At 41.8% G+C, this 26,062-nt stretch carries 26 protein-coding genes; 19 read left to right on the top strand and 7 right to left on the bottom strand.

The window, feature by feature from the left end; genetic code table 11:
• The first annotated feature begins 219 nt into the window (after positions 1-219).
• The 4 genes from pdhA to lpdA are packed head-to-tail and all read left to right on the top strand — an operon-like array spanning position 220 to position 5,033.
• Positions 220-1,302, top strand: a complete 1,083-nt coding sequence (gene pdhA, locus BMZ22_RS07650) for a pyruvate dehydrogenase (acetyl-transferring) E1 component subunit alpha (protein WP_090083864.1) — start codon at positions 220-222, stop codon at positions 1,300-1,302.
• 1 nt (position 1,303) lies between these two features.
• A complete protein-coding gene (locus tag BMZ22_RS07645) occupies positions 1,304-2,281 on the top strand; it encodes an alpha-ketoacid dehydrogenase subunit beta (protein WP_090083861.1) in 978 nt (325 codons plus the stop codon).
• Between the two features lie 22 nt (positions 2,282-2,303).
• Positions 2,304-3,623, top strand: a complete 1,320-nt coding sequence (locus BMZ22_RS07640; RefSeq protein ID WP_090083859.1) for a dihydrolipoamide acetyltransferase family protein — start codon at positions 2,304-2,306, stop codon at positions 3,621-3,623.
• Between the two features lie 3 nt (positions 3,624-3,626).
• Entirely contained in the window at positions 3,627-5,033 is a 1,407-nt protein-coding gene (gene lpdA, locus BMZ22_RS07635) for a dihydrolipoyl dehydrogenase (protein WP_090083856.1), read from the top strand.
• Between the two features lie 197 nt (positions 5,034-5,230).
• Here the strand turns inward: lpdA and BMZ22_RS07630 are convergent, their stop codons facing one another.
• Positions 5,231-6,817, bottom strand: a complete 1,587-nt coding sequence (locus tag BMZ22_RS07630; RefSeq protein WP_281242074.1) for a BCCT family transporter — start codon at positions 6,815-6,817, stop codon at positions 5,231-5,233.
• Between the two features lie 375 nt (positions 6,818-7,192).
• Here BMZ22_RS07630 and BMZ22_RS07625 point away from each other — a divergent pair, with 375 nt between their 5' ends.
• The 4 genes from BMZ22_RS07625 to BMZ22_RS07610 all read left to right on the top strand — a co-directional run bounded on the left by BMZ22_RS07625 (position 7,193) and on the right by BMZ22_RS07610 (position 9,795).
• Entirely contained in the window at positions 7,193-8,098 is a 906-nt protein-coding gene (locus BMZ22_RS07625) for a polysaccharide deacetylase family protein (RefSeq protein ID WP_090083853.1), read from the top strand.
• Between the two features lie 197 nt (positions 8,099-8,295).
• On the top strand, positions 8,296-8,400 hold the full coding sequence (locus BMZ22_RS07620) for a GapA-binding peptide SR1P (protein ID WP_090083850.1): 105 nt from the start codon (positions 8,296-8,298) through the stop codon (positions 8,398-8,400).
• A 129-nt stretch (positions 8,401-8,529) separates the two neighbouring features.
• Entirely contained in the window at positions 8,530-9,492 is a 963-nt protein-coding gene (locus BMZ22_RS07615) for an NAD(P)H-dependent flavin oxidoreductase (RefSeq protein ID WP_090083990.1), read from the top strand.
• Between the two features lie 15 nt (positions 9,493-9,507).
• Positions 9,508-9,795, top strand: coding sequence for a UPF0223 family protein (locus BMZ22_RS07610; RefSeq protein WP_090083848.1), 288 nt, complete (start codon positions 9,508-9,510; stop codon positions 9,793-9,795).
• 136 nt (positions 9,796-9,931) lie between these two features.
• On the opposite strand, the gene BMZ22_RS07605 is transcribed toward BMZ22_RS07610, so the two are convergent.
• The gene (locus BMZ22_RS07605; RefSeq protein ID WP_090083846.1) at positions 9,932-10,549 is read right to left on the bottom strand and encodes a YktB family protein; all 618 of its coding nucleotides are present in this window, start codon (positions 10,547-10,549) and stop codon (positions 9,932-9,934) included.
• 342 nt (positions 10,550-10,891) lie between these two features.
• Between BMZ22_RS07605 and BMZ22_RS07600 the strand changes: the two genes are divergently transcribed.
• Both BMZ22_RS07600 and BMZ22_RS07595 read left to right on the top strand, forming a co-directional pair.
• Positions 10,892-11,101, top strand: a complete 210-nt coding sequence (locus BMZ22_RS07600; RefSeq protein ID WP_090083843.1) for a hypothetical protein — start codon at positions 10,892-10,894, stop codon at positions 11,099-11,101.
• Between the two features lie 185 nt (positions 11,102-11,286).
• Positions 11,287-12,093, top strand: coding sequence for an inositol monophosphatase family protein (locus BMZ22_RS07595; RefSeq protein ID WP_090083841.1), 807 nt, complete (start codon positions 11,287-11,289; stop codon positions 12,091-12,093).
• 15 nt (positions 12,094-12,108) lie between these two features.
• On the opposite strand, the gene BMZ22_RS16895 is transcribed toward BMZ22_RS07595, so the two are convergent.
• Positions 12,109-12,279, bottom strand: coding sequence for a DUF5325 family protein (locus BMZ22_RS16895; protein ID WP_177183372.1), 171 nt, complete (start codon positions 12,277-12,279; stop codon positions 12,109-12,111).
• 157 nt (positions 12,280-12,436) lie between these two features.
• On the opposite strand from BMZ22_RS16895, the gene BMZ22_RS07590 reads away from it, so the two are divergent.
• A complete protein-coding gene (locus BMZ22_RS07590; RefSeq protein ID WP_090083838.1) occupies positions 12,437-12,742 on the top strand; it encodes a YlaH-like family protein in 306 nt (101 codons plus the stop codon).
• A 25-nt stretch (positions 12,743-12,767) separates the two neighbouring features.
• On the opposite strand, the gene BMZ22_RS07585 is transcribed toward BMZ22_RS07590, so the two are convergent.
• A complete protein-coding gene (locus BMZ22_RS07585) occupies positions 12,768-12,971 on the bottom strand; it encodes a YlaI family protein (protein WP_090083836.1) in 204 nt (67 codons plus the stop codon).
• 135 nt (positions 12,972-13,106) lie between these two features.
• Between BMZ22_RS07585 and BMZ22_RS07580 the strand changes: the two genes are divergently transcribed.
• Entirely contained in the window at positions 13,107-13,418 is a 312-nt protein-coding gene (locus tag BMZ22_RS07580; RefSeq protein WP_090083833.1) for a hypothetical protein, read from the top strand.
• 87 nt (positions 13,419-13,505) lie between these two features.
• Here the strand turns inward: BMZ22_RS07580 and BMZ22_RS07575 are convergent, their stop codons facing one another.
• Positions 13,506-14,108 (bottom strand): YhcN/YlaJ family sporulation lipoprotein, encoded by a 603-nt coding sequence (locus BMZ22_RS07575; RefSeq protein WP_090083830.1) that lies wholly within the window; start codon positions 14,106-14,108, stop codon positions 13,506-13,508.
• Positions 14,109-14,278: 170 nt separating this feature from the next.
• Positions 14,279-14,776, bottom strand: a complete 498-nt coding sequence (locus BMZ22_RS07570; RefSeq protein WP_342710237.1) for a hypothetical protein — start codon at positions 14,774-14,776, stop codon at positions 14,279-14,281.
• A 159-nt stretch (positions 14,777-14,935) separates the two neighbouring features.
• Between BMZ22_RS07570 and BMZ22_RS07565 the strand changes: the two genes are divergently transcribed.
• The 3 genes from BMZ22_RS07565 to pyc all read left to right on the top strand — a co-directional run bounded on the left by BMZ22_RS07565 (position 14,936) and on the right by pyc (position 20,023).
• Entirely contained in the window at positions 14,936-15,220 is a 285-nt protein-coding gene (locus BMZ22_RS07565) for an Fpa/YlaN family protein (protein WP_090083824.1), read from the top strand.
• 187 nt (positions 15,221-15,407) lie between these two features.
• Positions 15,408-16,613, top strand: a complete 1,206-nt coding sequence (gene ftsW / locus BMZ22_RS07560) for a putative lipid II flippase FtsW (protein WP_090083822.1) — start codon at positions 15,408-15,410, stop codon at positions 16,611-16,613.
• Positions 16,580-20,023 carry a pyruvate carboxylase gene (gene pyc / locus BMZ22_RS07555; RefSeq protein WP_090083819.1) on the top strand — a complete coding sequence of 1,148 codons (3,444 nt, stop codon included), beginning with the start codon at positions 16,580-16,582 and terminating at the stop codon, positions 20,021-20,023. The genes ftsW and pyc overlap by 34 nt, the downstream gene beginning before the upstream one ends.
• Positions 20,024-20,068: 45 nt before the next feature.
• Here pyc and BMZ22_RS07550 read toward each other — a convergent pair whose 3' ends face one another.
• A complete protein-coding gene (locus BMZ22_RS07550; protein ID WP_090083816.1) occupies positions 20,069-20,986 on the bottom strand; it encodes a COX15/CtaA family protein in 918 nt (305 codons plus the stop codon).
• A gap of 503 nt (positions 20,987-21,489) precedes the next feature.
• On the opposite strand from BMZ22_RS07550, the gene cyoE reads away from it, so the two are divergent.
• The 4 genes from cyoE (at position 21,490) to BMZ22_RS07530 (ending at position 26,061) form a co-directional block, all read left to right on the top strand.
• Positions 21,490-22,431: a heme o synthase gene (gene cyoE / locus BMZ22_RS07545; protein ID WP_090083814.1), complete on the top strand. Its 942-nt coding sequence runs from the start codon at positions 21,490-21,492 to the stop codon at positions 22,429-22,431.
• 62 nt (positions 22,432-22,493) lie between these two features.
• Complete coding sequence (gene coxB / locus BMZ22_RS07540; RefSeq protein ID WP_090083811.1) at positions 22,494-23,549, top strand: cytochrome c oxidase subunit II; 1,056 nt, start codon at positions 22,494-22,496, stop codon at positions 23,547-23,549.
• A 33-nt stretch (positions 23,550-23,582) separates the two neighbouring features.
• Positions 23,583-25,436: a cytochrome c oxidase subunit I gene (gene ctaD / locus BMZ22_RS07535; RefSeq protein WP_090083808.1), complete on the top strand. Its 1,854-nt coding sequence runs from the start codon at positions 23,583-23,585 to the stop codon at positions 25,434-25,436.
• Between the two features lies 1 nt (position 25,437).
• Positions 25,438-26,061, top strand: a complete 624-nt coding sequence (locus BMZ22_RS07530; protein WP_090083805.1) for a cytochrome (ubi)quinol oxidase subunit III — start codon at positions 25,438-25,440, stop codon at positions 26,059-26,061.
• The last annotated feature ends 1 nt before the right edge of the window (position 26,062 follow it).

Here is a 26,062-nt window from a genome sequence, read left to right as displayed (position 1 = left end):
TTGACCAATAGATGCGTGTAGGCTACAATTTAACATGGATTAGAAATTGTACCATTTTTTTTTGCTTTTTCATTGTAACAGATAGAATGTTGAGAAGGCATGATTACAATTAGTAAAAAAAGGGAACACATTTTAGAGCATAAGGGTACAGTTTATTCATATTTTGGGAAAGCTAGAAAAGAATATAAACAGTCATAAAGAAAGGAAGAGGTGACGATTTTGAAAGACGTACTTGAAAATGTTGAGAATCAATTCGAAATGTTCCAGATCCTAAATGAAGATGGTGAGGTAGTAAATGAGGAGTGGATGCCTGATCTCTCTGACGATGATTTGAAAGAATTGATGCGCAGAATGGTTTACACAAGAATGCTTGACCAGCGTTCAATTGCATTGAATCGTCAGGGCCGCTTAGGCTTCTATGCGCCTACAGCAGGACAGGAGGCTTCTCAGTTAGGAAGTCACTTTGCACTTGAGGAAGATGACTATCTGCTTCCTGCATATCGTGATGTGCCACAGCTGATATGGCATGGACTTCCGCTTTATCAGGCATTCCTTTTCTCCAGGGGTCATTTTCATGGCAATCAGTTCCCTGAAGGTGTGAATGGCTTGAGTCCGCAAATTATCATTGGTGCTCAGATTACACAGGCTGCCGGTGTAGGCCTGGGGCTTAAAAAACGCGGCAAAAAAGCTGTCGCTGTTACATACACCGGTGACGGCGGAACTTCGCAGGGTGACTTCTATGAAGGCCTTAACTTTGCAGGCGTTTATGGTGCTCAAACGATTTTCTTTGTACAAAACAACCAATTTGCAATTTCAGTTCCGGTTGAAAAGCAGACAAATGCAAATACGCTCGCACAAAAAGGTGTGGCAGCGGGAATTGAGGGCTATCTAGTCGACGGCATGGATGTTTTTGCTGTTTATGCAGCAACAAAGAAAGCCAGAGAACGTGCTGTTAACGGTGGTGGGCCGTCATTGATTGAAACAATGACTTACCGCTATGGACCGCATACAATGGCTGGTGATGATCCAACACGTTATCGTACGGAAGACATGACAAATGAGTGGGAGAAAAAAGACCCGCTTGTGCGTCTTCGCAAATATCTTGAAAGTAAAGACCTGTGGTCAGAAGATGAAGAAAATAAAGTGATTGAAGATGCCAAAGAAGATATTAAAAAAGCTATTAAAGAAGCAGACGATTATCCAAAACAAAAAGTAACGGACTTAATTGATATTATGCATGACGAACTTCCAAACAACCTGCAGGAGCAAATGGAAGAATACAAGGAAAAGGAGTCGAAGTAAATTGGCACAAAAGACGATGATTCAAGCAATCACCGATGCAATGCATCATGAACTGAAAAATGATGAGAATGTGCTGGTATTCGGTGAAGATGTTGGACAGAATGGCGGCGTATTCCGTGCAACGGAAGGGTTGCAAGATGAATTTGGGGAAGATCGTGTATTTGATACGCCTCTTGCTGAATCAGGAATTGGCGGACTCGCGCTGGGCCTTGCACTGCAGGATTTCCGGCCGGTACCGGAAATTCAGTTTATCGGTTTTACTTATGAGGCAATGGATGCCATCAATGGGCAGATAGCACGGATGCGCTATCGTTCAGGTGGTACAAAGCCTGTGCCGTTAACAATCCGGACACCGTTTGGTGGTGGCGTTCATACGCCGGAGCTGCATGCGGATTCGCTCGAAGGACTTATCGCACAGCAGCCGGGAATCAGAGTCGTCGTCCCATCAACCCCGTATGATGCAAAAGGACTTCTGATCTCCTCAATCCGAAACAACGATCCGGTCTTTTTCATGGAACACATGAAACTCTACCGTTCTTTCCGTGCTGAAGTACCGGACGAAGCTTATACAGTGGATTTGGACAAAGCCGATATAAAACGTGAAGGCAGTGACGTTACGCTCGTTGCATACGGCGCGATGGTACACACGGCATTAAAAGCGGCTGAAGAGTTGGAGAAAGATAACATTGAAGCGGAAGTAATCGATCTACGTACGATTTCCCCGGTGGATATGGAGACAATAGTTGAATCAGTTAAGAAAACCAACCGTGTTATAATGCTGCAGGAAGCTCAACGTCAGGCTGGTGTAGGCGCCCATGTCATTTCCGAGATTCAGGAACGTGCAATTCTGCATCTTGAAGCGCCTGTTCTGCGTGTAACAGCACCTGATACGGTATACCCGTTCTCAGAAGCAGAGGAAGTTTGGCTGCCAACGCATAAAGATGTCATCGACAAAGTGAACCAAGTACTTAACTTTTAATGAATGATTGGAGGCTATCATAATGGCGTTTAATTTCAAATTGCCTGATATTGGTGAGGGGATCCATGAAGGTGAAATCGCCAAATGGTTTGTAAAAGAGGGCGATGAAGTCAAGGAAGACGATGTACTGTGTGAAGTACAGAATGATAAATCAGTTGTGGAGATTCCGTCACCAGTTGAAGGAACAGTTACCAAAGTTCACGTAGGTGAAGGAGAAGTTGCCGAAGTAGGTGACACGCTCATTTCGTTTGATGCTGAAGGCTATGAATCTGAGGACGAGGACGAGGATGAAGAAGATCAAGAGGAAGCATCACAAGATACTCAGGAGTCAAAAGATCACTCAGCAGAAGAGGATAAAAAATCGTCCGATGAAGATGACAAAACTGAGAAAGCTGAATCTGAAGAGAAAGAAGAACAGTCTTCAGATAAACGTGTAATTGCGATGCCATCTGTTCGCAAGTATGCACGTGATAACGATGTAAGCATTCAAAAAGTGCAAGGGTCAGGCAAAAATGGCCGTATTTTAAAAGAAGACGTGGACAGTTACTTGAGTGGCGATCAGAAAGCAGAACAGCCTGCTGAAACGGATGAATCTGAACAGAAATCCGCAGATGCGCAAACCGCCGCTCCACAAGGAAACTATCCTGAATCGCGTGAGAAGATGAGCAGTATCCGAAAATCCATCGCAAACGCCATGGTCAATTCCAAAACGAAAGCACCTCATGTGACGTTGATGGATGAAGTGGATGTTACTGAACTTGTGGCACACCGCAAGAAATTTAAAGAGGTTGCAGCAGAACAAGATATTAAGCTGACTTATTTGCCATATGTCGCTAAAGCCTTAATCTCAGCATCAAAGAAATACCCGATATTAAATGCGGCAGTTGATGATGACACAAACGAAATCATCCATAAGCATTATTACAATATCGGTATAGCCGCAGACACCGACAGAGGATTGCTGGTGCCGGTTGTTAAAGATGCGGACCGCAAATCGATATTCTCGATTTCTCAGGAAGTCAATGAATTGGCAGAAAAAGCCCGGAGTGGTAAACTGTCACCTGAGGAGATGAAAGGTGCTTCCAATACAATAACAAACATTGGTTCTGCCGGTGGGCAGTGGTTTACGCCTGTCCTTAATTATCCGGAAGCAGCTATTCTTGGAATAGGACGCATTCAGGAAAAACCGATTGTCCGCAACGGCGAAATTGTTATAGCGCCTGTGTTGGCAGTGTCTCTAAGCTTTGACCACCGTATTGTAGATGGTGCAACAGGACAGCTGGCACTTAATCAAATCAAGCGGTTGCTGAACGATCCACAATTAATTATGATGGAGGCGTAGATTATGGTAGTAGGAGATTTTCCAATTGAAACAGACACACTCGTAGTTGGAGCGGGGCCGGGTGGCTATGTAGCTGCCATCCGGGCTGCTCAAAAAGGCCAAAAGGTAACAATTGTGGAGAAGGGTGACCTTGGTGGCGTTTGTCTGAACGTCGGCTGTATCCCTTCCAAAGCCTTAATTGAAGCCGGTCATAAAACGGAGTATGCACACGGCAATGAAGAGCTCGGTATCAGCACTGAGAATGTTTCGGTCGATTTCTCCAAAGTGCAGGAATGGAAAGGCAAGGTCGTCAATAAACTTACTTCAGGGGTTGAAAGTCTGCTTAAAGGCAACAAAGTGGACATTGTAAAAGGAGAAGTATACTTTGTCGACAAAAACACTGTCAAAGTAATGGATGAGAAAAACTCACAGTCTTATACGTTCAATAACTGCATTATTGCGACCGGTTCAACACCTATTGAGATTCCGAACTTCAAATTCTCAGATCGCGTGCTGGATTCCACCGGTGCATTAAATCTTCAGGAGATTCCTGAAAAAATGGTTGTCGTCGGCGGTGGCTATATTGGCATTGAGCTTGGAACAGCGTATGCCAATTTTGGCACCGAAGTCACAGTTCTTGAAGGTATGGACGAAATTCTTGGCACATTTGAGAAACAACTTAAACAGCCAATTAAAAAAGGCCTTAAAAATAAAAATGTTACGGTCGTCACAAAAGCCATGGCAAAAGATGTTGAAGAAACTGAAGACGGTGTAAAAGTAACTTATGAAGCGAATGAGAAAGAAGAAACGATTGAAGCTGATTATGTACTTGTTACAGTCGGACGGCGTCCAAATACAGAAGACATCGGCCTTGAGCAAGTAGGTATTGAGGTTGATGATAAAGGACTTATTCAAACTGATAAACAATGCCGGACAAATATCGATAACATTTATGCGATTGGCGATATCGTTGAGGGGCTCCCGTTGGCTCATAAAGCCTCTTATGAAGGCAAAGTAGCAGCGGAAGTCATCAGCGGTGAAAAATCAGAAATTGATTATCTTGCCATCCCATCTGTTGTTTTCTCAGATCCGGAACTTGCAAGTGTTGGCTACTCTGAACAGGAAGCAAAAGATGCCGGCTACGATGTTAAAGCATCTAAATTCCCGTTTGGTGCGAATGGCCGCGCATTGTCGCTTAACAGCACAGATGGATTTATGAAGTTGATTACCCGAAAAGAAGATGGACTTGTAATCGGCGCACAAGTTGTCGGACCAAATTCAAGTGATGTTATCGCTGAAATTGGACTGGCAATCGAAGCTGGCATGACGGCTGAAGATATTGCACTTACTATTCATGCGCATCCTACACTTGGTGAAGTAACCATGGAAGCAGCTGACGTTGCATTGGGCACGCCAATTCATACGATGTAAAAAATCTCTTAAAGAAATACCGCTGTATCCACGAAAAGTGGGTGCAGCGGTATTTTTTCTTTGTTGCTTCAGTAAGAGTTGTAGTCGTAAAGTAAATTGGATGTATTAATGGTTTATTCCTTCATTGCAATTCCAGTGGGTGCATTGCAGAAAAAAGCTGTCCAGAGACGCTCTCTTGCTCTGGACAGCTTTTTGTATCAAAATTCTCGTTCATCTTCAGTATCCGGAAGTTTTTCCTCAAATCCTTCACGCATTCTTTTAAGTTCTTTGCGCTGCTTTTCACGGAATTCGGGGTCATACTCACGCTGCTTGGTTTCCATCTGCAAAATACCATGTTCACTTTTGAGTGCTTTTATTAGCGAAACACACATGATCACCATTAAGATTGCAAATGGGAACGCTGCAATCAGCATGGCCATTTGCAGTGCTGAAAGACCGCCCGACCATAATAGTACTGCAGCCGTTGCCGCCAGGATTATTCCCCAAGTGGCTTTAACACTAACACCCGGGTTTAATTTGCCGCCGGTTGTCAGCATGCCAAGCACAAATGTACCGGAATCGGCCGATGTAACGAAAAATGACGTAATCAAAAGGACTGCAATACCGATAACAAGGGCAGCTGCCGGTTGTGATTCAAGGAATGCAAATAAAGCTACTTCATTCCCCATTTCATTCATTAACTGATAGATAACGCCGCCTTCAGCTTTGTCCATTTCAAAGCCGGCGGTACCAAAAACAGAGAACCAGAAGGCGCTGAAAACGACCGGTACGGCAGTTACGCCAAGAACGAATTCGCGAATGGTCCTTCCTCGGGAAACACGGGCAATAAAGGTGCCGACAAATGGAGACCAGCCAATCCACCAAGCCCAGTAAAAGAGTGTCCAAGAATTAAGAAAGCCTCTGTCGCCTTCAAATGCATTCATACCAAATGTCATAGTCGGGAGATTTTGTATATAATTCCCTAACGTTGTGGTAAAAGATTCAACCATTTTCACCGACGATCCAAGCACAAATACAAAGAGCATTAATGAAATCGCAAGTACGATATTTGTCCAGCTTAAATAACGGATTCCGCGATTAATTCCTGTTGTAGCAGAAAGCATGAATAATAAAGTGATGACTGAAATGACAATTAGATTCGTTGTCAGGTTATTAGGGATCCCCCCAAAAGTGAAACTCAACCCTGCTGTAATCTGTGTGGCACCAAGACCAAGCGACGTTGCAATACCGAATACGGTAGCAAACACGGCCAGTGTATCAATGGCAATTCCCCAGCCGCCTTTAGATCGGTCGCCAATCAGTGGCGCAAAAGCTGCACTGATTAATGCAGGGGCTCGGTGACGGAATTTGAAATAAGCCAGTGTCAAGGCAAGTACCGCATATGTGGCCCATGGGTGAACTCCCCAGTGAAACAAAGTATACTGCATTGACTGTTTTGCAGCTGCAGTTGTCTCTGGTTCAGCGGAAGGGGGTGAATAAAAGTGTGTTAAAGGTTCCGTGACACCGTAAAATACGAGACCGACCCCCATGCCGGCAGTGAATAAAAATGCAAACCAGGTAAAATAACTATATTCCGGTTTGTCATCAGGTCGTCCAAGCTTGATCTTTCCGTATGGTCCAAACACTAAATATAAAGCAAGTATGACAAATGCTGTTGTAACAATCAGGTAGAACCAGCCGAAAGTATCTGAAATAAACCCGTCGACTACACCTAAAACATTTTCAACATTATCGGGCAGTAGAGCGCCCCAAGCGATGAAAATACCTACTAGTACCAATGACACCCAAAAGACAGCTGTGACTTTTTTGGAATTAATATTAAGACCTCCCTATAGTGTAATTTAAGATAACCAAACTCATCATTGGATGATTTCGCGCATGTGTCCGATTACGATTATTAACTCCCATAATGAATGTGTTTAGAATTAAAACGCTCCTGTGCAATTGTCGATGTTTGTCAAAATAACACAGTTATGTATTTAAACATAAGATGATGCACGATTCAAGCTAGAATGCTGTGATCTTATTCTACCCCGGAAAATTAAAGTCATACTGTTTACTAGTACCCAAATAATAAGTAAATAAACAAATACGGTATAGTCAAATGCGCTAAAATTATTCTATAATATACGTAGTACATATTTAGGGGGAGGACAACATTGAAAAACATCGCAGGGATGATTATGTTGACGGTGGTTTTTTTAACGGCATGTGGCGATTTGTCTGCCGAGGACGAAACGAATTCAGAGGGTTCAGAACAGAATACGCCGCAAGAAAAAACTGAAAAGAATAAAGACGATCAAGAAAAATCAAAAGAAGAAGGTAAACCTGACGAAGAAAATGCTGCTGAGAAAAAAAATCAACAAGATGAAAGCGAATCCTCAGAAGAAAAGCCTGTTGAAACGCTCTATCAAGTCGATAGTGAAACGTCATCAATTGTACCGGTAAATGAAGAGGCAACCGAGAAAGCGGTGCTGCTGACAATTGACGATGTACCGGATAGTCACGCTCTGGATATGGCCAGGACCTTAAAAGATCTTAACGCCGGTGCAATTTTTTTCGTTAATGGCCATTTTCTCAAGAGCCAATTGGATAAGGATGTATTGAAACAAATTAAAAAACTGGGGTTTGAAATAGGCAACCACACGGATAGTCATCCATTTCTTCCTGACTTGCCGCGCGAGGAACAAAAAAATGAAATTGTTACTTTAAGTGATGAGATAGAGGATATAATTGGTGAACGCCCGAAATTCTTCAGAGCTCCAAACGGTGCCAACACTGAGTATTCCAAAAAAGTCGCCGAAAATGAAGGAATGGTTGTAATGAATTGGACGTATGGCTATGATTATTTTGAGCCGTATATGGATGCTGAAAAGCTTACAGAAGCGATGGTTACGGGAAAAGGCCCGGAAGTCGATGTCCCCCACAGTTTGCTGAAGCCGGGTGCAAACTTGCTGATGCACGATCGCGAATGGACAGCAGCAGCGCTAGAGGATATTGTAGCGGGGTTGCGGGATAAAGGCTATAAAATTGCAGATCCTAAAACTATAAAAACGATTGACTAAAAAAATAAACATCGTCAAGCAGCCAGCTATCTGAATAGCTGGCTGCTTTTATTCTAATGGCAAGTCGATATTTATCACAAAAGTAAATTAAAACATATTTTTTAATTATGTCATACTAATAAAGGGTTGATTTTTTAAATGTGTCACATTATAATATAAATAACTTATTCTAATTAATATAAAAGGAGCTGGGATAAATGGGAACGATCGTCTGTCAGGACTGCCAAAAAGTGATTGAGCATTTTAATGATGAGAAAGTGACAACATATTATAGTGTTTGCCCAACTTGTGGGGGGAAGTAAAACAAAAAATAACAGCGCTTTCATCATTCAACTGCATTTTCATTTGTGCAGTTGTTTTTTTATTTCTCGAATTAGAAACAAACGGTCCATTAATGATAAGATAGAATAAAAAGGGAGAGGGTAGTTATGATGAGGTGGGAGACCGAACTGACTGATTTACTACATATTGAGTATCCGATTGTACAAGGAGGGCTTGCTTACCTTGCTTATGCTGACCTGGCGGCTGCCGTGTCCAATGTAGGCGGACTTGGGCAAATAACGGCAATGAGCCTTCCGGATTCCGAGTCATTGCGAGCAGAAATTAAAAAGGTAAAGACAATGACAGATAAGCCATTTGGCGTCAATTTTGCGATTGGTCAGCATGGCAGAGCTTATGAACATATGGTGCAGGTTGCAGTTGATGAAGAAGTTCCGGTTATTTCAGTGACAGGAGGCAACCCTAAAGGCGTCCTTGACATGGTGAAGGACCATCCAATTAAAAAACTTGTTTTAACTGCCGCGCGACGGCAAGCGGAAAAGGCTGAAGAATTGGGAGCTGATGCTGTCATGGTCGTCGGTCAGGAAGGAGGCGGACATCTTGGCCGTAATGATATAGGAACCTCGGTCCTTACGCCTCAGGTGGCTGATTCAGTATCCATTCCTGTAATCGCTTCAGGAGGGATCGTTGATGGTCGTGGTATGATGGCAGCACTTGCACTCGGTGCTGAAGGTATCGAAATGGGCACTCGTTTTATTGCGACTAAGGAATGTGTTGATGCCCATCCCGCATATAAACAAGCATTGCTTGATGCCGATGAAAATGCCACGACAGTTATTAAACGCACGCTGGGAACGCCCGCAAGAGCGCTGAAAAACACATGGACAGATAAAATCCTGGAAATTGAGAAAGAAAATGAAGGGGATTATGAATCGTTAAAATCTTATATTAGCGGAGAGGCAAACATGCATTATATTTATGAAGGAAACGCCACGAAAGGATTTGGCTGGGCAGGCCAGGGGGCTGGGAGAATAAGCGATATCCCAACTGTCAGCGAACTGATTGAATCGATGATTGAGGAAGCAGAAGGAATTAGAAAAAAATGGGCTGATTGAGGTGACTAAACAATAATGAATTACCATTACCCAATGGACGATACATGGTCTATGCAGGAAGTCATTGATGTTGTTAATTTTTTTGCTTTAATCGAACAGGCATATGAAAAACGTGTAAACAGAAAAGATTTGCTTGCCGCTTACAACAAGTTTAAACAGGTTGTTCCGGCTAAGAGCGAGGAGAAAACCTATTTTCGTGAATTTAAGCAAGCTTCCGGCTATGCCAGTTATCCGGTGGTAAAAAAGGCGCGGGAAAGCGATCAGGAAAAAATTAAGATGCAGGAAAAAGAGACCGGGCCGTAATTGAACAGAGCATTATGAAAGACGAACGATAATCAAGGTTAGCGGAGCATATTTCCGGAGCGGTGTATCCCGCTTCCTTTCCTAATAATCGTTCGTCTTTTTATGACTTTTAAACTTTTGTCTCAGCCTTTTTTTCTTATTCCATCACGATTTTGTATAGGGGAGCGAGCGTCTCAAATGTATTACTTGCTTCTTTAATAAATGCTTGTCCGTCTTGTAAAATAGGATCCTCCGAAGAAAAATGCCTTCCAATCAGAAATTCAGCTTTTTTAACATCTTTAAAACGGCTTAGCGCTTGTTTTAAGTCAATTTCAGACAGTGATGTTGCATCTTTTTTTGTGTGATCAAGCGAAATGACATAATGATCGGGAATTGTTTCATGAATATCATTCATATGATTCAAGAACGTGCCAGCAATGTCTGTTTTGTCAGGCAGTTCATAAATAAAAGCGAGCCACATGAACAAATGGTCATCGAACAAGCCGATTTGAAAATGCGGGTGTTTTTTGTATCCGCGTTTGTTATGACAAAAAGCCATCCATGTGTCATTTGGCGGGTTTTTAGTCCTTCTGGCGTGCTGGGCAATATGGACGTGCATATCGTGTCCAGTCGTGTTTGAAAGACGCTCTGAGAGTTCTTCGCCAATCGCTTGAAATTTAGGCTGGATATTTTCTCTTATGGCTGCCATACGGGCATCAAGTCCGTCAATGGTCAGTGCATTAAACTCCTTTTCCGTAAACCCGGTAAAACCCAATTTACTCATCCTTTCAGTACATCCATCATTCAAATTATAATTATTATTATTGAGTAAATAAACAACCCAGTCAAGTTATACCGTTTAATAAAATATTTGGCTGTCAGCAAACTCACACAGATTGATATTTCTGTTCGCGGAACGGTCTTCTGTTTCTCTCAGATCTTTTCAAAGGAACAAAGCGGCTATTGAGGTAAAAGGATAGGCAGTGCAATGTTTAAAAATTTAGAAAAAGGGTATTTCTTTATAAAGTATTAATAAGACTTGTATCTCAAGGTTTTGAACAATTAAAACTGCCAAAGCATATAAATAATATAAGATATATGAAAGGTTGTGGGTGACATGAAATATGTCATAGAAGATTTGCGTAAAAAACAAGAAATGGAAACCTTGCCTGTTGTCCGTATGGAAATTGATTATGAATTAATGACGTTGTACGACGCTATGCAAGCTAATGATAAAGTTGAAACGATAAAATCAAAAGAACGGTTAAAGCAGTTGCGCTCACGGCTGATGAAACTGGAGTATGGAAATGACAATAATCCAGAATGATAGTCTCACTATTATTTTTACAAATGGTGGTGGTATGTTTAATACATACGATCACTGATGCAACTGACTAATGGTTTCAGACATTAGTCAGTCGTGCGTTAATCGTGGTGCCATATACCGTTAACGATGAAAGTTATCCTCCAATTTGATATGATTGTGTTAAACAAAACACTGGAGGCTTATAGATGGATCAGGAGAAGCGACAGTCAATATACTTGCAAGCTAAACAATGGGTGCTTGAAGCAGGCAAAACAATCAGATCCAGAATAAACGATCCACTGACAATCAGCACGAAATCTAATCCAAATGATCTGGTCACAACAATGGATGATGATACTGAGTACTTTTTCGCTAAGAATATAAAACAAACATATCCTGATCATTTAATTATCAGTGAAGAAGGCTACGGAGACGAACTTGAATCACTGGACGGCACGATTTGGATAATTGACCCAATTGATGGAACGATGAATTTTGTGCATCAAAAACGAAATTTTGCCATATCTGTTGGTGTCTACCAGGATGGCATTGGTGAAATCGGATTAATTTATGATGTTATGGCTGATGTGTTATATAGTGCCAAACGGGGAGAAGGCGCTTTTAAAAACCAAACCCGGCTCCCTCAGCTACCGGAAAAAAGTTTTCATGAATCCATTTTGGGGCTTAACCATTTTTGGCTCTGTGAAAATTCTCTTGTAGAAGAAAAGGTAATGCAACGTTTGGTTAAGACAGTCAGAGGCACAAGAGCGTATGGATCTGCAGCTCTTGAATTTGCCGGTGTTGCAGAAGGTATTATTGATGGGTATATGACGATGGATATAGCGCCGTGGGACATTGCAGCAGGCATTGTGATTGTAAATGAGGTAGGCGGAAAAACAACAAATGCGTTCGGTGAACAAGTGAACATGCTCCAAAAAAATCCCGTTCTAACGTGCAATCCTTCTATTCAGACGGAGTTGATTGAGGATTATATGAAGAAAGGAAAAAAGTGACGACCTTAAAGGGTGTCACTTTCTTTTTCGTTTCAAATAAATTCCGAGCCCCATAAAAGCAAATCCAAGCAGAATGAATAACAAGATCAGCCATATGTTCCGAAACGCGATGGCGATTCCTGTAAAGGCGAACATAAAAATAACTAGTGAAGCTAATAAAAGCATAGGCACGTCAAGACTTTTCATATAAAAACACCTCAATTTCCATGAACTAGTATATCCTAAAAGATTTTATAGTTCAAAGGTGTCGATTTTTTGTGGCGCGTTTAATAAAGATTTAGTATGATAGGTTCAGGATGAAATTCGATCTAAATCAGTTCGACATGAATAATGGAGGATATTAATGGAAACAAGTTTCAGTTTTGTATATGAATTGGTCATAAACTATCGTGATAGTATCAACGTTTTCTGGCTGTTTTATATTGTCAACCTGGTACTGGCAGCTGTGGCTTATAAACTGGGTTTTGCCAAGGAACTGCCAGTTTTAAAATCTGTCATTGTCTATATAATGCTTGCGGTCGGCATGTTAATATTAAACTTCTTTAGTATCGTTGGTTATCCAATCACTGACAGTTTAATCGTGATTTGTTTTGTCCTTGGCATATATCGTTTCAGGCTCCATCGGCAGCGAAAATCACAACACGCCTAAAAAAACTCCCGAAAATGGGAGTTTTTTAAATTAGATCACGTTTTTTCTTTTTTGTGTCATATAAGTGAAAGCTTCCAGTGGCATGTCTCTTTTTTGTATTATTATCGATGCGTTCATAACATTCAGGGCAGAGGTACATCCGGATTCTGCGGTTTCTGAGACGTTTAGCTTGGAGTGAATTATCTTCTATATCGTTAATCTCGTCACATAATACACATTGGACTTTCATATTTTCACCTCAGTACATAGGCTTATTCAACAATAATCATAACATAATGGAAATGTGCAGGAAAGATGATGTTTTACGACAATCCTTATGGGGAAAAGATTTTTAATACTACAATTAGCAGGAAAGGACGATTTGATGAGAAAACGTTATATAGCCTCGGCAGCGGCCGGAGCAGCTGGCGCGAGTATTGCGGGGTATTTTCTGAGAAACAAGGAAAACCGTGATAAAGTTAAATATCAATTAAAGACTGCCGCAGATAAGGTAAGGAATGGAAAGAATCAGGAAGATCTTGATTCGACTTTCGAAGATGCGGGCGCACCGGGCCAGACTGATAAAAAAGATAGAACGCAAATGGAAAATTCAAAAATGGTGTCAGAAGGATCTCAGTTTGGCGTTCACTATTATAATGATGTAAAAGAAGAAGCAAACGAAAAAATGAACAGTTGATGCACATGATGAGGGTGCCTCCCAAGTAATGCGGGAGCCACCCTTCAATTTTGAAAACGGGCAACGATAGCTTTTTTAGTGCCATGATTATTCTTTGTTATGGTGATTTGATTGTTCTTCTTCGATATCATCCAGTTTCTGCTCATCTTCTTCTGGGATTGATTCTTTATTTTGATCGCCTTCTTTTGGCCGATCTTCATTGATTGGAAAGTCCGGCATATATCTGCCTACGATAGCTGATAGTTCATCCACTACACCCTGCACCGGATAACCCTGGGCCATTTTATCTGCCATTGACCTTATTCGCTCTACCACGTCGCCATCAGCTACAACAACCGCTGTTTTACCATATGGGTCCTTTTGCAATGCCTCAAGCACGGTATACTTGATGCTGCCGACTCGGGACCGATCCAAATCTTGATCAACGTCAATGCCAACCACCGCATACGGTCCCGCTACAACTGATGTGGCGTTCTTGACATCGGGAACATCTGCGGCAACATTTGATAGATGAGCTGCAATCTCAGTGTTGGATAAACGTTGCTGTTCAACCGGGTCGGAGTCTTCAACCTGCATGAGCCGGCCATTTTCCTCTGTTTCTTCCGGAAGTGATTGTTCCTTATCGTTTTGCTGGCAGCCGATTAATAGCGCCATACTTAAAAAAGACAGTATAATGAAGCGTAACAGCATGTCTATTCCTCCTTTGTTATAAACACGAAAAGGATTGTTTGTTTAGTTTGTTTAACTAGATAGAAATTATACGAAAAAGGCAGTACACATTTTAGCGTGAACTGCCTTTTTCGTGACAAGGGCATGCATGCTAATGGGCGCTTATCTACTGTCCGCCTTTACCATCACCATTACTCAATAATAATTTTATTAATGCCTTTAATAGGCGCGTCACGGTTCGATCCGTCACGATATAACAAGTGCACAGGACCGTCTTCTTTCAATGGCTTGCCGTTTAAAGCAAATAACAGATAGCTGTCTTCAAGTGCTTTTAAAGAGATAATTTCCTCATTGTTATCTGTTACAAGTACAGCTTTTTGAGCATCCTCTTTAACACCGGCATTGCTTAGAAAGTTTTCGATAGGCATAACGTAGGAATTTTCAAGGATTTCTTTTCCTTCACTTTTAGTGATGTTTTTATTTCCCGCCAGCAATTGTTTCTCTGCATTTACTGCGCGATCCCATCTTTCTGAAGCTTTTTTTAAGTCATCGTTTTCCTCTTCTTTTTGGCTGTCGTGGGTAAATGCTTTTTCGAGCAAAATTTTTCGGTTATCAAAAATCCAAACCGTTGGATCTAAGGTTATGGTATATGCAACATTACCAGTAATTGGAAGAATCAAGATTATCACCTCAAAAAGTTATGTATGTTAAACAAGGATAGCAGATTTTATACTTTTTTTCATTTCCCCGCATTTAATGTTGTACGGATTTGCTGAATTTTATTTGCATTTTTATAAGACAAACGATAATATAAAGTATAAGGAAGTGGTTTATATGGAGGGATATTTTTGATTCCAGAGGTGAGTGAAACCCATCGCGAAAAAGCTTATGCCCTTCTGAAGGCTGATGCTGCTAAGATACTTAAACTTATAGAGGTACAAATCGATAATCTGACGATGCCGCAATGTCCTTTATATGAAGAGGTTCTCGATACACAAATGTTTGGTCTCTCAAGAGAGATTGATTTTGCTGTACGTTTAAATTTGATCGATGAGGAGGAAGGGAAAGCACTCCTCGATAATTTAGAAAGGCAGCTTAATAAATTGCATGAGGCAGCACAGAATTCTGTGTAAAACTGGTTTGATGCAGTAAAAACTTTGCCTGATAGTACAGCGCAAGGTTTTTTTATTTAAGCCACTCAATGATTTAGTGTGGCAAAGGACGGGGTTAATGTGATATACTATTCAAAATATATGACATCCTCAATGCGAAATTTGTTTTCATCTGCTGCCATGATTACATACTCTGGGGAGAAATAGAATGATAAAGAAATTAAAAGATTATGATTTTACCCTAATGATTACACCAGTTCTTTTAACGGCGTTTGGAATTGTCATGATCTATAGTGCGAGCATGGTCTTAGCAGTCGTGGAAGGGCTTGAAAGCACACACTATCTGGTGCGGCAGCTTCAATGGTTTTTTTTAGCACTGACAGGATTTGTTTTGACGAGTATTTTTCCATATAAGTATTATCAGAAAATGATTAAACTGATAATTATACTTATACTTGCTATGTTAGGCTTAGTACTTGTATTCGGAACTACCGTTAATAACGCCAGGTCGTGGTTCGACTTTGGACCTGTCAGCCTTCAGCCGGCAGAATTTGCAAAATTGGGTTTAATTATTTACCTTGCTTCTGTCTATTCAAAAAAGCAAGCCTATATTAGCGAGTTTAACAGGGGTGTGTTACCCCCGCTAATTTTGACTGCCGTCATCTTAGCATTAATCGTTCAGCAGCCTGATATTGGAACAGCAGCTATTATTTTCTTGATTGCTTGTTCTGTCATATTCAGTTCTGGAATCCGTTTCAAACATTTGTTTATTCTAATTTTTGTTGGGCTCTCTATGGTTGCATTTGCTATCCCCAGCATGACAACAGATGAACGCATAAGCAGGTTTGCAGGTGCTTTTCAGCCATTTGAGGATCCGGCCGGTGATGGGTATCATTTAATTCAGTCCTATCTGGCCATTGGAAGTGGCGGGTTAACCGGTGAAGGTCTGGGAGCCAGTGTCCAAAAACTCGGGTTTCTGCTGGAGCCGCATACAGACTTTATTATGGCAGTTATTGCCGAAGAACTGGGATTTATCGGGGTAGTTATTGTTGTCGGAATGCTATCAACGATAGTGTTACGAGGCTTATTTATAGCCCGGAAGTGTTCTGATGGTTTCGGAGCATTGCTTGCCATAGGTATATCATCTATGGTAGGTATTCAAGCCTTCGTCAATTTAGGTGCTATCAGTGGTCTTCTCCCAATAACAGGCGTACCGCTGCCATTTGTGAGTTACGGCGGCTCATCGTTATTGGTTATGATGATAGCTATGGGGATTATGAATAATATTGCAAAATCCGTTAAACAGAACGAGGGAGAACCAGAACCTTACAGTAAAGAAAATTCCGACAGCAATAAAAACAACACGCGAGGAGGAAAAACATGGGAGAAACAAACCAAATCAATAAAATCTTAGTCGCAAATCGTGGTGAAATCGCTATACGCGTTTTTCGCGCCTGTACAGAGCTGAATATTCGTACAGTCGCGGTTTATTCACAGGAAGACATTGGTTCATATCATCGCTATAAAGCTGATGAAGCGTATTTGATCGGTGAAGGCAAAAAGCCAATTGATGCCTACCTGGATATTGAGGGAATCATTGAACTTGCTAAAAAAGTTGACGTCGATGCGATTCATCCAGGGTATGGTTTCTTATCTGAGAATATTGAGTTCGCCCGACGCTGTGAAGAAGAGGGAATTATCTTTATTGGCCCAACAAGTGAACATTTAAACATGTTCGGTGACAAGGTTAAAGCGAGAACGCAAGCCGTAAATGCCGGCTTACCGGTAATCCCCGGAACGGATGGCCCTGTTTCTTCATTGGCTGAGGTAAAAGCATTTGGCAAGGAACACGGGTTTCCGATCATCATTAAAGCTTCACTCGGTGGCGGCGGCCGCGGTATGCGGATTGTTCGTAATGAAGAATCGCTGGATGAAGCGTTTGACAGAGCCAAATCCGAAGCAAGGGCTGCTTTTGGCAGTGAAGAAGTGTATGTTGAAAGATTAATAGAAAACCCGAAACATATTGAGGTTCAAATTATAGGCGACACACACGGTAATATCGTTCATCTGCATGAACGTGACTGTTCTGTACAGCGTCGTCACCAAAAGGTAGTTGAAGCTGCACCGAGTGTTTCACTCCCGGAAAATCTCAGGGAAGAAATGTGTCAGGCTGCCGTTGATCTGATGAAAAATGTTGGCTATATAAACGCCGGGACTGTTGAATTTCTTGTAACAGAGGATGATTATTACTTTATTGAAGTTAATCCGCGGGTCCAAGTTGAACATACCATCACCGAAATGATTACTGGTATCGACATCGTTCAAACCCAGATTAAAGTCGCTGGTGGCGAGAATATTCACGATCATTCAATTGGTATTCCACAGCAAGAAGGTATTACAACGTTGGGTTATGCTATTCAGTCGCGTGTAACGACTGAAGATCCGCTCAATAACTTTATGCCGGATACCGGAAAGATCATGGCTTATCGGACAGGCGGTGGTTTTGGTGTCAGACTTGATGCCGGCAATGGTTTCCAGGGAGCGGTTATTTCGCCGCATTATGATTCCTTGCTCGTTAAAGTTTCAACATGGGCGCTTTCCTTCGAGCAGGCCGCACAAAAAATGGTCAGAAACTTGAAAGAATTCCGGATACGCGGCATTAAGACGAATATTCCATTTTTGGCAAACGTCATTTCACACGAAGAGTTTTTATCGGGGGCGTACACGACGACCTTTATTGATCAGTCGCCGGAGTTATTCGTATTCCCGAAACGAAAAGACCGTGGAACTAAAATGCTGACCTATATCGGCCATACAACTGTAAATGGTTTCGAAGGATTGCCAAATAGAGAAAAACCTTCAATGATTACACCACCAATCCCGGAATTTGACCCGGAGGCAAGTATTCCTGATGGGACAAAGCAGATTTTGGATAATTATGGGCCGGAATATTTAGCTAAGTGGCTTAAAGATAAAGAAAACGTCATGCTTACTGATACAACTTTTCGTGACGCTCATCAGTCACTGTTGGCAACACGTATCAGAACAAAAGATCTTGTAGGTATCGCTGAACCAACAGCACGTATGCTTCCAGAGCTGTTTTCTGTGGAGATGTGGGGAGGAGCGACATTTGATGTGGCTTATCGTTTCCTTAAGGAAAATCCATGGGAGCGTCTCTTGAAAATGCGTGAAAAAATGCCGAATGTATTGCTGCAAATGCTTCTGCGCGCGAGCAACGCAGTCGGTTACAAAAACTATCCGGATAATTTGATTAATGAATTTGTGGAGAAGAGTGCCACAGCAGGTATTGATGTTTTCCGCGTTTTCGACAGTCTTAACTGGGTTGAGGGCATGACGCCGGCAATCCAATCTGTAAGGGAAAATAATAAAATTGCCGAAGCAGCGATGTGCTATACCGGTAATATTCTCGATGTTGGCAGATCGAAATATGATCTTACTTACTATCAAAACCTGGCTAAGGAGCTTGAACAAGCAGGCGCACATATTCTCGGCATCAAAGATATGGCAGGGCTGCTAAAACCTGAAGCTGCTTATCAGCTAATTTCGACACTTAAAGAAACAGTTGATGTCCCGGTTCATTTGCATACACATGATACAAGCGGCAATGGCATTCATATGTATTCAAGGGCAATTGATGCAGGTGTGGATGCAGTTGATGTTGCAAACGCACCGATGGCTGGCATGACTTCACAACCGAGTGCTCAGACATTGTATCACGCACTGGAAGGAACGAGTCGTCAGCCTCAGGTTAATATCGATGCATATGAACAGCTTGGCCATTACTGGGAAGGAATTCGTAACCATTATCAGGATTTCGAAAGCGGCCTGAAAGCCCCGCATTCTGAAATATACTTCCATGAGATGCCGGGCGGTCAATACAGCAATCTGCAGCAGCAAGCCAAAGCGGTTGGTCTTGAAGCACGCTGGAACGAAGTGAAGTCTATGTTTAGACGGGTTAATGATATGTTTGGTGATATTATTAAGGTAACACCTTCATCTAAGATTGTTGGTGACATGGCGCTGTTTATGGTACAAAATGATTTAAATGAAGATGATATTTATGAACGCGGCGAATCAATCGATTTTCCTGAATCCGTCATTGAATTTGCACAAGGCTTGATTGGACAGCCATATCAAGGTTTTCCAAAAGAACTGCAGCGGATCATTCTAAAAGGAAAAGAACCTATTACGGTACGTCCGGGCGAATTGCTCGAGCCGATTGATTTCACGCAAATGCGTGATTCGCTGTTCAAATCCCTTGATCGGCAAATAACTGATTTTGACTTGATTTCTTACGCACTATATCCAAAAGTGTTTATGGATCATCATAAATTCCAGGAAACGTATGGTGATGTATCGGTACTCGATACGTTAACATTCTTTTACGGTATGAAATTGGACGAAGAAATTGAAGTGGAAATCGAACAGGGTAAAACATTACATGTCAAACTGATGTCAATTTCAGAACCACGTGCAGATGGCACACGGGTCATATATTTCGAATTAAATGGCCAGGCCAGACAAGTGGTTGTGAAAGATGAGAATGTGAAATCGGAAGTGGATGTCCGACCGAAAGTTGACCAAGATGACGAGAAGCATATAGGTGCAACCATGCCGGGCACGGTCGTTAAGGTTATCTGCAACAAGGGAGAAAAAGTTCAAAAAGGTGACCACTTGCTGATAAATGAAGCAATGAAAATGGAAACAACTGTTCAAGCACCGTTTTCAGGTGTCATTAAAGACGTTTATGTAAAAGATGGCGATACAATTGCGGTTAATGATTTGTTGATCGAAATGGAATAAAGGGGGAACAAAGGAAAAAGAAAAAGGGTAACGGTCTTTATGCCGTTACCCTTTTTCATAATGGGCACTTCTGGATGAAAGCAATACGAAATAAGTCAGCATTGCAAAGTAGAGTGAGATGATAAGTGCGTGCATCAAAGCAATACCAAGGTTAAGCATGGTAAATATAATCATGGCACCGAAAAACACCTGTAGTGCTATGAGTGAAGCCGTTACTATCCAGCCCCAGTACATAATGTGGTGATCACGGTAGTGCCTGACAAGCCTGATGGCGAGAATTATAGTCCAAACAAATAGCAACGCCGCTGCTAACCTGTGTCCCATTTGGATCCATTGTTCAACGCTATAGTTTGAAAATGCCAATGGCGCGTTATTATTGCAAAATGGCCAGCCACCGCAGACCAAATTAGCTTCAACGTGCCGCACCAGAGCACCTGTGTAAACAACAGCCATTGTATAGATCGTGATGGCATATATCTCAACCCGGTGTTTCTTGTGAATAATTAGTGACGGTGCGTCAAACTTTTTATCGATTTCAAAAATTATCAGCATCAGCAAAAATACCGCCGCAAAAGAGATAAGCGATATCCCGAAGTGGGTTGCCATTACAATGTCGGACTGATTCCACATGACAGCTGCTGCCCCAATCAATGCTTGCAGAATCAGAAAAAATGAAGACATGAATGACAGGAATTTTACTTCACGCACATGTCCGAAGACAATCCATGACAAAATTGATAATGCCAGAACGACGACGCCCATTGTGGCTGATACAAGACGGTGGCTCAATTCTATTACGAGTTCAGGTGTAATATTTTTCGGCAAAAACTGCCCTTCGCATAGCGGCCAGCTTTCCCCGCACCCTAAACCGGAGCCGGTTTTTGTCACAAGAGCTCCCCCAATTAAAACAAACACCATCCCCAAGGAAGCAACTACAGAGAGCCACTTTAAAATTCTAATCATAACAATTGCCTCGCTTTATTTCGAGTTATCCTCCACGTATATATCATAATATGCGTATTTAAATGCTTCAACTAAAATTTATTAACGTTTAATGACGTTTAATCTGTTTTCACTATTGAAATGTAAAAAACCCTTGCATTGTTGTGCGTTGTTTGCTAGAAATATTGTAGGGGATATTTGCTGGCATTCATGCCTTAAAACCCGAAGTCATGGAGGCCTGTATACATTAAATGTGATTTTTTGCAAAGGCTTTTTAGCCTTTCATTTTATTTTCGGCAACTTTTTCACAAATTTGTCACATTTACTTTGTGGAAACTTACTAATGTGACAAGTGCAACATGAGGATCGTGAAAAATGTGATAAAATAGAATGTAATTTTAATCCATGTTACAATTGGGTTAGTGTGCAGGATACTTTCGGGCGCTACGAGGTATGATAAGCAGTATGCAAGTGATTTATTACCAGGAGCCTTTTGATTGGGATAAAAAGGGGGGATGAAGGAAATGGATAAAGTGGAGACTACCTCTTCACCAATTATTGATAAACCCGATGTCAGTAAGAGTAAGGCTGCGACATTTTTTGCAGATCTTAAGGCATTAACAAAAGTCGGGATTGTAAATTCAAATTTAATTACAACATTCGCCGGTTTCTGGCTGGCGATACACTTTATAAATGCCTCTTTTATTGCTAATTGGGATATCTTCCTCTTGACGATGGCAGGGACTGCTCTGGTTGTTTCAGGCGGGTGTATTATGAATAATTGGTATGATGCTGATATCGATCCTGTTATGTCACGGACAAAAAAACGTCCGACCGTAACCGGAAGCATATCTTTGAATCGTGCTCTTACAATGGGGATTTTATCAACCGCCCTCGGTTTGGTCCTCTTGACGCTGACCACGATTGAAGCAGCTTTAATTGCTTTTTCAGGCTGGTTTATTTATGTTGTTTTCTACACCATATGGTCCAAACGGAGGTATACACTAAACACAGCAGTCGGCAGTTTTTCAGGGGCTGTCCCGCCTGTTATTGGATGGGCGGCAGTTGATCCCGGGCTCCACACGACAGCTTTTGTGCTATTTTTAATTATGTTTATATGGCAGACACCTCATTTTCTGGCACTTGCTATGAAAAAAACCGATGAGTATAAAGCTGCTGCTATACCAATGCTGCCTGCAGTCCATGGCTTTGGGATGACCAAACGACAAATCGTCGTGTATATTGCATGTTTACTGCCACTCCCATTTTTTATGGCGTCACTGGGTACAGCTTTTTTAATCATTGCAATGATCCTGAATGCTGGTTGGCTGGTATTAGGTATCAGCGGTTTTTTCACTAAGAATGATCTGAAATGGGCAAACCGGATATTTATTTATTCATTGAACTATTTAACGATTTTATTCTTGACGATGGTACTTGTGACACTTGAATTCCCCTTTGGTTAAGCTGAGTCAAATGATTACAAAAATCTATAATAATTCATCAAAAGAAAGAGAGGTAAGAACATATGAAAGGTTGGATGGGAAAACTCCGGGCTTTTGCATTATTAGGTTTAACAGCAATTGTTCTTTCTGCATGCGGTAAAGAGAATCTTACAGCCCTGGATCCAAAAGGCTATGGGGCTGACCAATCACTATACTTAATCATCCTGACTACCGTTATCATGCTGTTTGTACTGGCTATCGTAATGATTGTTTATACAATTGTCCTGATCCGTTATCGTAAAAAGAAAGGTCAGGAAGACTTTATTCCAAAGCAAGTTGAAGGTAATAAAACGTTGGAAACAGTCTGGACAATTATTCCAATCATTTTACTTTTAATCATTGCAGTGCCTACGATAACGGCCACATTTGATTTAGCAGATGAATCTGCTGCAAGCGACAGCCTTAATGTTGAAGTGACCGGTAATCAGTATTGGTGGCACTTTAACTACGAAGGTCAAGAAATACAAACAAGTCAGGACTTATATGTCCCGGTTGGTGAAAGAGTCTACTTAAATATGATGTCTTCCGATGTTATTCACTCATTCTGGGTGCCTACGATTGCAGGTAAAATGGATGTGAACCCGGAAAACGAAAACACGATGTATATTGAAGCACAAGAAGAGGGTGTCTATTGGGGTAAATGCGCAGAATTCTGCGGTCCTTCTCACTCACTTATGGACTTTAAAGTCATTGCTGTAAGCCAGGAAGAATTTGATCAGTGGGTAGAGGATATGCAGAACGTTGACCCTGAAGCTGAGCCAGAGAGCACAGTCGCACAGGAAGGCCAGTCTTTATTCCAGGAGAATAATTGTATGTCCTGTCATGCGATTGGTTCGTCACCGGCACAAATTGGCCCGAACCTAACTAACTTTGGTGATCGGTCAACGCTTGCAGGGGTTGAGGATATGACAAAAGAAAATCTGGTTCAATGGATTATGGATCCTGAATCAATGAAGCCGGGGAACAAAATGACCGGCAACTATCCTGAAGTATCTGAGGATGACGCGGGTAAAATTGCGGAATACTTGATGCAATTGGAACCGTCGGAAATCACGCCTGAGAGTGCAGGCACTGAATAAAAGGGTGGAAAATTATAAAGGGAGGTTAATATTTTGAGTACAGTAGCTTCTCAAAAAAGAGGTTTCGGCGAAGTATTGTGGGATTACCTGACAACAGTCGACCATAAAAAAATTGCGCATTTGTACCTCATAGGCGGTGGTTTTTTCTTCCTGCTTGGCGGACTCGAAGCCATGGCTATTCGTATCCAATTGATAAAGCCTGAAAATGACTTTGTCAGTGCAGGTTTTTATAACGAGCTTTTAACAATGCATGGTACCACCATGATATTTCTGGCAGCCATGCCGCTCATATTTGCTTTAATGAATGCGGTTGTGCCGCTTCAAATTGGTGCCAGGGATGTTGCGTTCCCGTTCTTGAATGCATTAGGGGTATGGTTGTTTATACTTGGCGGTATACTATTGAACCTAAGCTGGTTTCTGGGAGGAGCACCTGATGCGGGGTGGACAGCTTACACACCGTTATCGGTGACATCTCCGGGCCACGGGGTTGACTTCTATGTACTTGGACTCCAGATTACCGGGGCCGGAACACTGATGTCAGGGATTAACTTTCTGGTGACCATTATTAACATGCGGGCGCCTGGTATGACATACATGCGTATGCCATTGTTTTCATGGACAACGTTTGTAACAAGCACACTGATTTTGTTTGCATTTCCGGCATTAACAATTGGTTTGTTCTTGTTAATGTTTGACCGTATGTTTGGTTCAGCATTTTTTGATGTTGGTTTAGGTGGTAACTCCATTATCTGGCAGCATTTATTCTGGATATTTGGACACCCGGAAGTTTATATTTTGATTTTACCGGCTTTTGGTATATTCAGTGATGTTATCGCAACGTATTCCAAGAAACGGTTGTTCGGTTATACAGCAATGGTATTTGCAACGATTTTGATTGCATTCCTAGGCTTCATGGTCTGGGCTCACCATATGTTTACAGTTGGTCTCGGCCCTGTAGCGAACTCAATCTTTGCCATTGCCACAATGGCAATTGCGGTGCCAACAGGTATTAAAATCTTTAACTGGCTGGCCACGATGTGGGGCGGTCGGATTGAAATTAATTCGGCAATGCTCTGGGCACTTGGGTTTATTCCTTCATTTACAATCGGGGGGATGACCGGTGTTATGGTTGCATCAGTTGTTGCTGACTACCAGTACCATGATACGTATTTCGTTGTAGCACACTTCCACTACGTTATTGTTGGTGGTGTTGTATTTGGTATTTTGGCAGGTCTTCATTACTGGTGGCCGAAGATGTTCGGACGTGTCCTGCATGAAGGTATGGGTAAGTTGACATTCTGGACGTTCTTTATCGGTTTCCACCTGACGTTCTTTATTCAGCATTTCCTCGGCTTGATGGGTATGCCGCGTCGTTACTGGGTATTCCTGGAAGGTCAAGGACTTGATACTGGAAACTTAATTAGTACAATTGGCGCTTTCTTTATGGCGTTTGGTGTCATTGTAATGCTTGTTAACGTTGTTTATACCGCTGTTAAAGGTGAGAAAGCGGTGGCTGATCCTTGGGATGGCCGTACACTTGAGTGGACGATTGCTTCCCCGCCTCCGCATTATAACTTTAAACAGACACCGCTTGTCAGAGGACTTGATCCGCTTTGGATCGAGAAAACAGAAGGAAAAGGCCATGTCACACCTGCAGAACCGCTGGATGACATTCATATGCCTAACTCATCAATCCTGCCATTTTTGATGTCAGTTGGTTTGTTTATCGCCGGTTTCGGTTTCATTTATCAGGTTGACTATAACTGGGCGTACATTTTATTGTTTGGCGGAATGGCCATGACATTAGTATGTATGCTGATCCGGTCATTGAAAGATGACCACGGCTATCATATACCAAAAGTCGAACTGGAAAGGGAGGCTGACTAATATGAGTCATGATCATTCCTTGAACCCTGAAACAATGCCAAATGAACCTGAAAAAGCCACCTTGGAAGGCAAAAACAAATTTCTGGGTTTTTGGTTCTTCCTCGGTGGTGAAACGGTTCTTTTCGCAAGTTTGTTTGGTACTTACATTGCACTGCGAAATTCGACAGCTGATGGTCCGACTGCGAATGAACTGTTTGGGCTGGAACTTGTATTCATTATGACGATGCTCCTTTTAACAAGTTCTTTAACAAGTGTTTATGCAATGTACCATATGAAAAGTAATGATTTTAAAAAGATGCAATTATGGCTGGGAATAACTGCTATCCTTGGGTTTGCATTCCTGGCACTTGAGATCTATGAGTTCACGCATTATATTGTTGACTATGATTTCACGTTCCGCTCATCTGCATTTGGCTCTGCTTTCTATACGTTAGTTGGATTCCATGGTGGTCACGTAACCTTTGGTCTGGCTTGGTTGATTGCGATTATGGTCCGTAATGCAAAGCGTGGTTTAAACTTGTATAATGCTCCGAAGTTCTATACATTCAGTTTGTACTGGCACTTTATCGATGTTATTTGGGTATTCATCTTCACTGTTGTATACCTGATGGGAAAGGTGGGTTAAT

This window comes from Lentibacillus persicus, from assembly GCF_900112705.1.
GTDB lineage: Bacteria > Bacillota > Bacilli > Bacillales > Amphibacillaceae > Lentibacillus > Lentibacillus persicus.
This window is presented reverse-complemented; position numbering and strand designations above follow the sequence as displayed.